This window comes from Pseudoalteromonas sp. SG43-8, from assembly GCF_014164245.1.
Classification (GTDB): Bacteria; Pseudomonadota; Gammaproteobacteria; order Enterobacterales; family Alteromonadaceae; genus Pseudoalteromonas; species Pseudoalteromonas distincta.
This window is the reverse complement of record NZ_JACJEX010000001.1, coordinates 656405-669035: the sequence shown is the minus strand read 5'-3', so window position 1 is coordinate 669035 and position 12631 is coordinate 656405. Positions and strand designations below refer to the sequence as shown.

Annotated in this window: 7 protein-coding genes; all 7 read right to left on the bottom strand. The window is 38.0% G+C overall.

The genetic code is table 11. The features are described 5' to 3' along the window. Nucleotides 1–13 precede the first annotated feature (13 nt). A complete protein-coding gene (locus tag H5122_RS03000) occupies nt 14–253 on the bottom strand; it encodes a glutaredoxin family protein (protein WP_002961779.1) in 240 nt (79 codons plus the stop codon). Beyond that, entirely contained in the window at nt 246–2363 is a 2118-nt protein-coding gene (rlmKL, locus tag H5122_RS02995) for a bifunctional 23S rRNA (guanine(2069)-N(7))-methyltransferase RlmK/23S rRNA (guanine(2445)-N(2))-methyltransferase RlmL (protein ID WP_182681249.1), read from the bottom strand. Before rlmKL ends, H5122_RS03000 begins: the two co-directional genes overlap by 8 nt. 91 nt (nt 2364–2454) lie before the next feature. Then, entirely contained in the window at nt 2455–2985 is a 531-nt protein-coding gene (locus H5122_RS02990) for a cell division protein ZapC (protein WP_182681248.1), read from the bottom strand. Nucleotides 2986–3102: 117 nt separating this feature from the next. Then, nucleotides 3103–4113: a quinone-dependent dihydroorotate dehydrogenase gene (gene pyrD, locus H5122_RS02985; protein ID WP_002961897.1), complete on the bottom strand. Its 1011-nt coding sequence runs from the start codon at nt 4111–4113 to the stop codon at nt 3103–3105. Between the two features lie 120 nt (nt 4114–4233). Continuing rightward, complete coding sequence (locus H5122_RS02980; protein ID WP_182681247.1) at nt 4234–9075, bottom strand: NAD-glutamate dehydrogenase; 4842 nt, start codon at nt 9073–9075, stop codon at nt 4234–4236. A gap of 208 nt (nt 9076–9283) precedes the next feature. After that, the gene (locus tag H5122_RS02975) at nt 9284–11605 is read right to left on the bottom strand and encodes an RND family transporter (protein WP_182681246.1); all 2322 of its coding nucleotides are present in this window, start codon (nt 11603–11605) and stop codon (nt 9284–9286) included. Then, nucleotides 11605–12600, bottom strand: a complete 996-nt coding sequence (locus H5122_RS02970; protein ID WP_182674347.1) for a YCF48-related protein — start codon at nt 12598–12600, stop codon at nt 11605–11607. Before H5122_RS02970 ends, H5122_RS02975 begins: the two co-directional genes overlap by 1 nt. Nucleotides 12601–12631 lie beyond the last annotated feature (31 nt).

The window sequence follows — 12631 nt, the reverse complement described above, 5'->3', positions numbered from 1 at the left end:
TTCTTATTTGCTCTTATTCTGCTTGTGCTAAAAATTCGCGCACAGAGTGTAAAGTAAAAGGCCAATATAATTTCTCGCCTTTTTCACTTTTTAATACAGGAATAGTAATTTGATACTCAGCAATAAGCTGCTCATCAGTCATAATATCGATTAGTAATAACTCACTGTTGTCATTTAGTACATCAGTGATAAGTTGCTCAGCCTGTTCGCACAAGTGGCAACCATCAGTATGATATAAAATCCATTTAGCCATGCGTAATTAGCCAGCTATTATGGATTTTTTTATTACGTTTGAAGTCTGGTGATAGCGTTTTATCTGAGATATTAACGGCTTTTAAACCTAAACCAATCAGGCCAACTTCATCCATTACAAAACCACGTTTGTTATTAGAGAAAATCAAAGTACCTGATGGACTTAAGATCTTTTTTACCCACGTTAATAATTTAATGTGATCACTTTGCACATCAAACGCGTCTTTCATACGTTTTGAGTTTGAGAACGTTGGAGGGTCTAAAAATATCAAATCATATTGTGCTGTCGCATGCTCTAACCATTTTAAACAATCTGCTTGTTCAAAACGGTAACGTGTATTACTGATATTGTTTAAATCGAAGTTATCTTGGCCCCATTTTAAATAGGTTTTAGATAAATCAACTGTTGTAATTGCTTTAGCGCCACCAAGTGCGGCATGCACAGAGGCAGTACCTGTGTATGCAAACAAGTTTAAAAAGCGCTTATCTTTCGCATTTTCTTGAATATAACGACGCATTAAACGGTGATCTAAAAACAAACCTGTGTCTAAGTAGTCAAATAAATTAACTTTAAACTTAGCACCAAACTCTTCAACTACCATAGTTCGGTTTTGTTTAGACATGGCCGTATACTGCTCTTCGCCCTTTTGCTTTTTACGCACTTTTACAGCAATATTTTCAGGTGAAATATCAAGTTGTTGCGAAGTCAACGTTATTACGTCTTGCAGGCGTTTTTCTGATGTTTTTTCATCAATTTCTTTAGGCGCTGCATATTCAAAAATAACCGCAGAATCACCGTAAATATCTACAGCAACATTGTACTCAGGGATATCCGCTTCATAAACACGATAAGCGTCTACTTTATTTTGTTTAAGCCAGTTTTTTAAGCCTTGCTTATTCTTTTTCAATCTATTTGCGAATGACGTAGAGCCCTCAAAATTAAGTGCTTTTTTATCATCGGTGGTCAAACTTACTTGCTTATCATCTAATTGATATAAGTTAAGTTCAACATCAAGTGGGCCATTTTTAAACTTATAACGCTTAAGGCGCACGAGTTTTAAAAGTTTAAATAAGCTCTCGTCCATACCTAGTAAGGCAAGTTTCCAATGATTAAAGTGCTTTTTAAAGCCAACACCTAAATTACGGTGTAAATCAACAAGCTCAGCCATAGAGCCAATACGCTCACCGTAAGGTAAGTTTGAAATTACAACACCCGGTAACTTTGCAACAGCAGTAAGTTTAGTTGCATCACTTTGCTTAAACTTAATAACATCATCAAGCTCAGCACGTTTGGCATTATCAATCGCTTTATTTAAAACTTGTTCATCGTAATCGTGGCCAATTAACCACAATTTAGGATCGGTAATGTTAGCAAGTAACTCTTCTTTAAGTTCTTTATACTTAGCGGCTCTAAAACTGGGTAAACGCTCAAAAGCAAAGCCTTCACGAAATAATCCCGGTGCTTCGTTTCGTGCCATGCCAGCCGCTTCGATTAAAATAGTACCTGCACCACAACATGGATCGAACAAAGGTTGTTTTACATTATCAAGCCAACCACTTCGTTTAATTAATGCAGCAGCTAAATGTTCTTTAATTGGTGCTTTACCTTGACCTTGACGGTAACCACGTTCAGACAAACGAGGGCCCGAATAATCAATATACATAGAAACGCCGTAACGATTTAATCGTGCAACAACACGCACATTTGCATCTTGCTTATCAACGTTAGGACGCTGCTCGTATAAATCATTAAAGTAGTCAACAATCGCATCTTTTATTACAAGACCCGAAAATTGTGTGTTTTTTAATGAGTCATTGGTACCGTTGAAGTCGACAGCGAATGTTTGAGTTGGTCCAAACCACTCTTGCCAAGGTTGCGAGCGAGCAAAATTATACAGGCTATTCTTGTCATCTACGCCTTCTTTTTCTTCAATAAGCATAAGCACACGCGTTGCAAAACGACTTGATAAACAAACCTTTTGCGCCAGTAATGAGTCAGCCTCAAAACGAACAGAACCAACAGTTTGCTTAGACACAGTTGCGCCAAGTTCTGTTAGTTCATCAACCAATAAATTTTCGATTCCGATAGAAGTAAGTGCGATAAATTGCAAAGTAATAACCCTTAATAGCTAATTGCGCAGGATTATAACATAGGTTGGGCGACAAACACGCCATAAAGACACGCTTAAGGCTTAAATTTGGTTAGGCGGTTTGACTTTGATATTGCTGATTTAGGATGGGGTGTACTCGATTATTCAAAATACGGATTACTTCAAATTGCGCTAAAGATAAATTTTCGTCTAATTTAAAGGTTTCGCTTAAATTTAAGCAAATAGATGCATCAGGGCAATGCTCTACAATTAAAAAATCGCCAGTCTGCGCTTTAGATACTAATTTAACTATTGCTTCGACACTAGGCTCTGTTCCAGTGTACTCTTCAAAAAACCAGCTTTTTGATAAAACGGGTTTTAAGTGATACTTAACAGCAGTCGCATTTAGCGATATTTGACAAATTTGAGCAGCAGACCACAATTCAAACCCATCTAAATAGTTATAAACTTGTTCATAAAATGCAGCATCTTCTAAACTAAAACGTGGATTTTTAAAAACAGAATCGGTGAGTTGTCTTAACTTATAGGGCGTACATAATTGCATGTCGTCATTTAAATCAAGTAACAAACGATTTTTATTAGGACAAGTAATCCACTGCCATTGCTTTGATGCTTGTAACATTTACTCCTCCTTGGGTATGTTGAATAATTATTGCTCACAGTATAACTGCTTTTGACCACTTTTAAAATGCTTGCTTAGAACATTTATCGAACGATAAAAAGCTTAGATAACTGATCCTTATAAGCCGTTAACGATCGACTTTACCAATTGTGGACCTTTGTAGATGAACCCAGTATAAACCTGGACTAAATTTGCGCCTGCATCGAACTTTTCTTTTGCAGATTGCGCATCATCTATTCCGCCTACTCCGATGATTGGTAATTTACCTTGTGTTAAGCGTTTCAATTCACTCACTACCTCTGTAGAACGCATTCTAACAGGGTGACCTGATAAACCGCCGGCTTCTTCTGCATATTGCTGGCCCATAACTGCAGCTCGCTCAAGCGTGGTATTGGTGGCAATTACACCATCGATTTTATTATTTAAAAGTGATTCACTTACTTGCTCTATTTGTATTTGATCTAGATCCGGTGCAATTTTTACAAGCATAGGCACTTGTTTATTGTGCTTTGCAACTAAATCTAACTGTTCGTTTTTAAGACTTTGCAGTAAATCATCGAGTGCAGCGCCATATTGCAAATCACGCAAGCCAGGTGTATTTGGTGATGAAATATTTACCGTAATATATGAGGCATGTTCAAATACTTTACGCATACAATGAATATAGTCATCTTTACCTTGTTCATTTGGCGTATCTTTATTTTTACCAATATTAATACCGAGTATGCCACTGTATTTTGCTGCTTTTACATTTGCGACTAAGTTATCAACGCCTTTATTATTAAAACCCATGCGGTTAATAATAGCGTTTGATTCTGGCAACCTAAAAATACGAGGTTTATCATTACCCGCTTGAGCACGCGGCGTAATAGTGCCAACTTCAATAAAACCAAAGCCCATTTGGCTAAATGCATCAATACATTCCGCATTTTTATCAAGGCCAGCTGCTAGCCCTACAGGGTTTTTAAATTTCAGACCCAAAAAATCGACTGGCTTATCAGAAATATTTTGCGACCAAGCTAAATTTAAAGGTGTATTGGTAAAACGACGAAGATTATTAAGTGCAAACTCATGCGCCCACTCCGCATCACGGGTAAACATAAAACGGCGAGCTAAATCATAAAACATCAATATAATCCTCTTTTTAAATTTTAGACAAAAAAATACCTCAGACAAGGCTGAGGTATTGTATAACAATTTTAACAATCAGTTATTTATTTACTAAACAATTATCTGATTAAAGCTAAATTATTTTCCTGATGTATCACAATTGTGGCTTAACAACATAAGTTCACGAAGTGCTACCGAGAACTTAGCAAAGTCGTGGCTTTGTGATGTTTTAAACTCAGCCAGCATTTGTTTCCAGCGTTGAAGTAATAAATCTTGGCTATCCATCCACTCGTCTATTTGACTATCAACATCGCTCTCATCACCTTCAAAGCTATTTAATACAACTTCAGATAACGTACGTTGCTGCCAATCAAGCTCTTCTCGATAAGACGAGCGAGCAAGTGCTTGCCAATGATTTGCTACTGGTTGCTTAGTTATTTGCTCTAAGAACCAATGCAGACCCATTCTTGCGCCTAGTTTAAAGTAAGTATTGGACACCATCGAAATACTCTTACCTGAACTATTTGCAACTTCTGCTAAATCCATCACAGAGAATAAGCTTGATAAAGAAACAATACGATTAGCTATATCTGTTGGAACGCCCGCGTCAATTAACTTATTGGCCTCAATTACAATACGATCATTTTCTTTTTCAATCATATACGTATTTAAGTTATCGCTTAAATCTTTAAAGGTTGGCGCAAAGAATTCAATTCCTTGTTCAATAGTTTGTGACTTATTACGATGACGTAAGAACCAACGCGTTGCTCGGCGCACAGTACGACGAAGTTGGTAAAGCATTTCAGTTTGAACAGCTGCTGGTATTTTATTATCAAGTGCACTAATAGAAGACCATGTTTCACGCATTTCAAATATTTCGCTAGCAATTGAGTAACACATTGCTATCTCAGCTTCATTAGCACCAGTTTCTTCATGCATACGTACCATGAAGTTTAAACCCATATCGTTAACGATACTGTTTGCAAGTTTAGTTGCAATAATTTCTTTACGAAGTGGGTGGTTGTTCATCGCATCGTTAAACTTCTCACGCAATGGACGTGGGAATGACTTAACAAGCAATTGACGATAGTAAGGGTTTTCAGTAATTTCATCACTTACTAAAGACTCTTTTAATACCATTTTTGCGTAAGACACTAGCACTGAAAGTTCAGGACGAGTTAAGTCTTTACCTGCAGCAGCGCGTTCTGCCAATTCTTCATCACTTGGAATAAATTCGATAGCACGGTTTAACTTGCCTTCTTTTTCAAGCGCATGAATAAAGCGAACCTTTTCTTTGAGTGTTGAAGTACCTTTAGACTGCGTAATTGAAATAGTATGTGTTTGACGGTAACAGTCTTTTAATACTAATTCAGATACTTCATCTGTCATTGAATAAAGTAGCTCATCACGTTGTTTACGTGTTAAATCACCTTCAGCAACTAAGCCATTAAGTAATATCTTAATGTTTACTTCGTTATCAGAACAGGCAACACCCCCTACGTTATCAATAAAGTCAGTATTAACACGACCACCCTTAGCTGCAAATTCAACACGACCTAATTGCGTTGCACCTAAATTACCGCCCTCACCTATTATTTTAGCGCCTAAATCTCTACCATTGATACGTAGTGCATCGTTTGCACGATCCCCTACATCGGCATCAGTTTCTTTAGAGTGTTTAATGTATGTACCAATACCGCCATTCCACAGTAAATCAAACTCCATCATTAATGAGGCTTTCATTAACTCATTTGGTGTCATACTAGCTTTTTTAGTGCCCAACATTTTTTTCATTTCTGGGCTAAGCGTAATCGATTTAGCTGCACGAGAGAACACACCGCCACCGGCAGAAATTAGCTCTTTATTGTAATCTTCCCAAGATGAACGCGGCATATTAAATAAACGTTCGCGCTCAGGGTAAGATGTAGCAGCATCTGGATTAGGGTCAACAAAAATGTGCATATGGTTAAAGGCAACTTGTAGACGAATATGCTTAGATAACAGCATACCATTACCAAATACATCGCCTGCCATATCGCCAATTGCTACTACTGTAAAGTCGGTAGTTTGACAATCAATATCCATTTCACGGAAATGTCGTTTAACTGACTCCCATGCGCCTTTTGCTGTGATACCCATTTTCTTATGGTCATAACCAACCGAGCCACCAGATGCAAATGCATCACCTAGCCAGAAATTGTATTCGTTAGCAATGCCATTTGCGATATCAGAGAAAGTAGCGGTTCCTTTATCGGCTGCAACTACTAGGTAAGCATCATCTTCATCGTGACGAACAACATCGCGCGCTGGTACTATTTCACCGCGCTCAATATTATCAGTAATATCTAAAAGACCACGGATAAAGATTTTGTAACACTCTTGGCCTTCTTTTATAAACGCTTCGCGCTCAGTCGGTAGTTGTTTACATACAAAGCCACCTTTAGAACCAACAGGTACAATTACTGTATTTTTAACTTGTTGTGCTTTAACTAAGCCAAGTACTTCAGTACGGAAATCTTCACGACGGTCAGACCAACGCAGACCACCACGCGCTACTTTACCGTAACGTAAATGCACCCCTTCTACACGCGGAGAATAAACAAAAATTTCAAACGCAGGTAAAGGAAGTGGTACATCAGGAATTAAGCTAGGTTGTATTTTAAACGACACATAAGACTTAAACTGTCCGGCATCGTCTTTTTGGAAATAGTTAGTACGCAGCGTCGCAGCAATCATATCTACGTATAAACGTATAATACGGTCATCATCAAGGTTTGCTACATTTTCAAGCTCTAAATAAATTTGCGTGCTTAGCTTTTCAAGTGTTTTGGCACTTGCAGGGCTTTTAACTGAGAATTTTTTAGCAAACAAGTTAACAATTTGCGCTGCGATATTTGGATAATTTGCAAATGTACTTTCTATGTAACTTTGTGAGAACGTTACACCAATTTGACGCATATATTTAGCGTATGCACGTAAAATAGAGGCTTCGCGGCCTGTTAGGCCACCCATTAACACTAAACGGTTAAAACCATCGTTTTCAAGGCGGTTGCCCCAAACATTTGTTAATGCAGCGCGAAAACGTGCTGAAATTTTATCAAAATCTGCCATCCCTTTACTGTCAATAAGCATCGAGAAGTCCATGATCCAGTTGATACGACCATCGCTAGTTTTAACTGAATACGGTGTTTCACCCACAACGCGAAGGCCAAAGTTTTCAAGCATTGGCATAACATCAGATAAGTGGATCGGCTCATCTTTATGGAATAAGCTTAATCGTACAATATTGCTGTTTGCTTCTTCTTGAGGACGATAAAACAGCATTTCTAGTTTGTTTTCATCGCTAAGTAGTTCTAACTTCTCAATATCAACAACCGCAGCACTTGGAAGCACTTCATCTTTGTATGAGCGTGCAAACGCATTACAGTATTTACGATTTAAATCGTTACCACGCGCTTCACCCGCAGACTCTAAAAGAGCAGATTGAAGTTTATCTTCCCACGTACGTGCTGCTTCTACTAAATTGTTTTCGATGTCTTTCACGTTATATTCGATCTTGTTGTCGGTCACACGGACGGTGTAATGAGTACGCGCCAGTGTTGACTCAGAGAAATAAGTAGTAAATTCGACTTTATCGTCAGAATTAAATGCATTAGCTAATATATCTTGCGTTTCACGACGAAGAGCCGTGTTATAACGCTCGCGAGGTACATAAACCATACAAGATAAAAAACGACCATACGCATCTTTACGTACAAACAAGCGACACATATCGCGCTCTTGTACTTGTAACACACCCATAGCAACTTCAAGTAGCTCACCTTCGCGCGCTTGAACTAGCTCATCACGTGGGTAGGTTTCTAAAATATTTAAAACAGCTTTGTAAGCGTGAGTACCTTTAGCAAAATCACACATTTCCATAATGCGATTAATTTTACTTTTTAACACAGGCACATCAGTAGCACTGTTATTGTAAAAGCTTGATGAGAATAAACCGATAAAGCGGTCTTCACCAATTACATTGCCTTCATCGTCAAAACGCTTAATGCCAACATAATCAATGTAAGCTGGACGATGGACACGAGAAACAGAGTTAGTTTTTGTTAAAATCAGTAGGTTGCTGCTACGAGCTTCTTGACGTGCAACTTCAGGTAATTCTGATAATAAGCGAGTGTGTTCTTCAGTCGAGTTTTTCATCAAGCCTAGGCTTGTATCCATTTTACCTTTTAGTTGGTAATCACCTTGAACTGGGCTTAACTCATATTCACGGTAACCCATTAGGGTAAAATTATCTTTAGCTAACCAATCTAAAAACTCAGTTGTTTCTGAAACTTCATCTTTACTTTTATTATGATGACGTTTAGGTAATTCTTTAGTCACTGCAATCAATTTTTTACGAATTGGTTGCCAATCATCAACAGCAACTGATACATCAACAAGCACAGACTCTAATTCTTTTTTGAAAGACTCAATCACAGAAGAATCTGTTTGACGGTCAATTTCAATAAAAAATACTGTTTTAGTAGATGAAGATTCTTGCTCTGCTTTTAAATTTGATAATCCAGAAATTTTAGCGTTTTCATCACGCTTAATTTTTAATGGGCAGTGAAGTAATAAGTGAGAGGCGATATTTTCACGAGTCATGGCCATACGAACAGAATCAACTAAGAACGGCATATCTTTAGTGATAATTTCAACGATTGTATGTGATGACTGCCAGCCATCTTTTGCCACTTCTGGATTGAAAACGCGGATAACTGCATCGTCAGTAGTATTTTTTTCTAGCGAGTTCCAAAGGCTTAATGCTGCGCCATATAGGTCACTATCGTTGCGGTTTGCCAAATCCTCTTTAGACATATTGCTGTACAAGGCTTTGGCGAATTTCTCAACGAGTAACACATTATCAGCGCGAACTTTTTTCTGGATCAGCTTACAGACATTATCTAGGATAACCGAGGCTTGGCCTTCATTTCGTGTCATTGTATGTTCCTTAATCTATTACTGCTAAAAGCAGAATATTTGTACAGCGTATTATTAGCGTGGAGTCAGTTAAATTCTAACCCTTTTACAGCTAATAAACAGCCTTTTCGATGAAAACATTTTAAGCATTTCAGCTATTTGGTCATCTATTCACAAAATATAGATATAAATGGCCATTACTGGCCATTTAGGAGCAAAAGTATTCACATTATTTTTTCTGGTCAGTCCAGAGAAGGCTACCAATTGCAGGTAATAACAACACTGCACCTAACATATTCACTAAAAACATGAAGGTTAATAGTATACCCATATCAACTTGGAATTTAAGATCTGAGAATATCCAAGTGCTCACACCAATAGCTAATGTAATACCAGTAAATAGAACCGCACTGCCACGCTCAACAAGCGCATTTCGATAAGCAACACTAAGCGGTACGTTTTGCTTAAGCTGCCCCATCATCGACGACAGTATATAAATACCGTAATCAACACCAATACCTACACCTAATGCAATTACAGGTAAAGTAGAAACAGTTAAGCCTATTTCCAGCTGTACCATAAGTGCTTGGGCAAGGGTTGATACAATATAAAGCGGTAATACCACGGCTACTGTTGCTTTTACGCTTCTAAAGCTCATTAAACATAAAATAATAACGGCACCATAAACGTAAAGCATCATGGGTATTTGTGCTTCTGATACAGACTCATTAGTCGCGGCCATTACGCCCACAGGTCCTGACGCTAATTTAAATGCCAATTTATCAGTGCCCTCTTCTTGGGCAAATTGCTTAACACTCTTAATTACGGTATCGATAGTTTGTGCTTTATGATCATCTAAGAATATAATCACAGGCATAACAGAACAATCACCGTTAAGTAAACCTGTACTAGTTTCAACTCGAGACGTTGACTGTACTAAGCTTGCTGAATTTCTTGGCAAACTCTGCCATTTTAAATTGCCTTCGTTGTAGCCCGCGTTAACCGATTGAGCTACAGAGCTCAAACTTACAGCAGACTGCACACCGGCCACATTCTCAACTTTGTATTGAAAACGGCTTATACGCTCCATCACATCATGCTCAGTACATGCTGCAGGATACGCCTCTACAATTACTTTTAAAATATCAGATGAGATAGTGTACTTATCTGATATTAAAAACGTGTCTTGGTTGTAACGGGCATCTTGATGCAGAGATGGTGCGCCTGCGTGTAAGTCACCTATACGCATTTTATCTGCTTGCCAGTAGCCTAGAGCAAATAAAACAAGAGTAAAACCGATAATCATTTTAGCGATTTTAGGATCGGTTGCTTTTACTAAAATGTCTCTGATCTTATCAAGTATATTAGGCTTCTCAGCATCACCAGATTGAATATGTACACTGTTTTCAAAGTTCATGTACGACGCCCAAACTGGCAGCAAAATTAAATTTGTAAATATAATTACTGCCACACCTAAACTCGCTGTAATAGCAAGTTCGCGGATAATACCAATATCAATAGTAAGTAACGTTAAAAAGCCTACGGTGTCTGAAAGCAGTGCAATACCACCTGGTATTAATAAAGCCCTGAAACTTGACTGACAACAAATTCGCGTACTTTTTCCTTCACCTACTTTTTTGCCAATCGCATTAATCATCTGCACACCATGGCTTACACCAATAGCAAAGACTAAAAACGGCACCAAAATAGACATAGGGTCTAGTCCAAACCCTAAACTTGAAAGCAGGCCTAATTGCCAAATAACGGCAATAATAGAACACGCGATAGGCAAAATAGTTAGCTTTAAGCTGCCACAAAATAGCCAAACCATAATAAAGGTAAAGGCGATAGCAATGGCAAAAAATACGACTACCCCTTTTGCGCCTTCAGCTATATCACCAGCCATTTTTGCAAAGCCAATAATATGAATACTTACTTTGTCTGTACTTAAAGGCTCTCTTAAATCACTTTCTAGCTTTTGTGCAAAAGCTAATGTGTCTAATTTTTGTTGTGTTTGAGGATCTGTTTCTAAAAGTTGAGCCGTTACCATTGCACACGAGTAATCGCTGGCAATCATACGCCCTACAACTTTTGCTTTTTCAATGTTTTCCTTTACTACACCTAATCCACGCGTATCTGCTTTAAAGTTTGCAGGAATAATTGGACCACCGGCAAAACCATCCTCTACTACTTCTACAAAGCGAGCACTAGGTGAAAATATAGAATTCACTAAAGGACGATTTACACCAGGAATAAAATAAAGCTGATCGTGAACCGCTTTTAATTGAGTAAAAAATTCTGGATTAAATATATCTCCGCTCTCGTCACATACTGAAATTAAAATACTGTTTGCACCACCAAACTGTTTTTCATGTTTAGTGTATACCTTCATGTAATCGTGATTTAACGGGATATTTTTATTAAACGATGCATCAAGTTGAATTTGAGTCGCTTTAAATACAAGTAAAAAGGTTATAAGTGCAAAACTTATAAGCATAATTAAGCGATGTCTAAAAATCGCCTTTTCAATAAAATCGAGTAACTTATGCATTAAGGGGTTAACTCCTTCACTTTAATGCCATCTTCTGTAGCCATGATCAATCTGTTATCTAAAATTACACCATCAAGAATCGCTTTACCGTCAGCAAGCTGCTCATGGGTGAGTAACCCATCTTGAAGATGAAAAATAACGCCACTATTAGCGAGCATGAGCCATTGTTTGTTATTATAATTAATGATGTTGTTAATCGTCGCTGTTTTAACATTTTCAAAATGCTGCCACTGCTTTTCGCCACTTTGCTTTGCAAAAACATTACCTCGTAGCCCCGCCACAATTTCTTGTGTGCTATCAGAGGCAACTGCAAAGAATGAACCGGGATAAACTTCTTCTATTCTTTGCCAAGTTTGACCATCGTCAATGCTTCTGGCCATTAAACCCATTTCACCAACGAGCATTAATCCATTGTCTGTTTTTTCTATGCGATTAAAGTGCGGTAAAATAGAAGCAGTTTCCGCTTCGTATCCTTGTGGGTCATTTTCTTTTAAATCGTTTAAGTAATCACGATCATCACTAAAAAGTAGCGAATCTAAAAAGCGTTTTTGCCAATGTTGACCACCGTCTGTAGTTTGATAAAACATGCCATATGCGCCCACTGCAAAACCTTTTAAGTCATCTTCAAATAAAATATCTAAACATGGTTTATCTAATTCAGGTAATGCTTGTTGTAGCTGCCAATTAACGCCACCGTCAGTAGTATTTATGATTGTTGCATCGTGGCCACACGCCCATCCATTATTTTCGTTACTAAAATCAACGGCAGTTAAGAGCACTTGAGTTGGAACTAGCTCAGCTTGTTGCCATGAATCACCCGATGTACTTTTAATAACAGTACCGTGTTTACCAACAGCAATTAAGCCATTACCCGTGTTAGTTATATCGGTGAGTAAGGTTTTAGCTGCATTTGTTGCACTGATTGCATAGTTAGGGGCTTCTTGTGCAACACTCGCACCGCTTATTATCAGGCTGGCATATACCAAATACTTCATAAATTTTAATCGCCTTGTACGAGAGAGTTGT

Coding starts and splice junctions, on each gene's coding strand:
- H5122_RS02970 (WP_182674347.1), bottom strand. CDS start 12,600: ATGAAGTATTTGGTATATGCCAGCCTGATAATAAGCGGTGCGAGTGTT.
- pyrD (WP_002961897.1), bottom strand. CDS start 4,113: ATGTTTTATGATTTAGCTCGCCGTTTTATGTTTACCCGTGATGCGGAG.
- H5122_RS02990 (WP_182681248.1), bottom strand. CDS start 2,985: ATGTTACAAGCATCAAAGCAATGGCAGTGGATTACTTGTCCTAATAAA.
- H5122_RS02980 (WP_182681247.1), bottom strand. CDS start 9,075: ATGACACGAAATGAAGGCCAAGCCTCGGTTATCCTAGATAATGTCTGT.
- H5122_RS03000 (WP_002961779.1), bottom strand. CDS start 253: ATGGCTAAATGGATTTTATATCATACTGATGGTTGCCACTTGTGCGAA.
- H5122_RS02975 (WP_182681246.1), bottom strand. CDS start 11,605: ATGCATAAGTTACTCGATTTTATTGAAAAGGCGATTTTTAGACATCGC.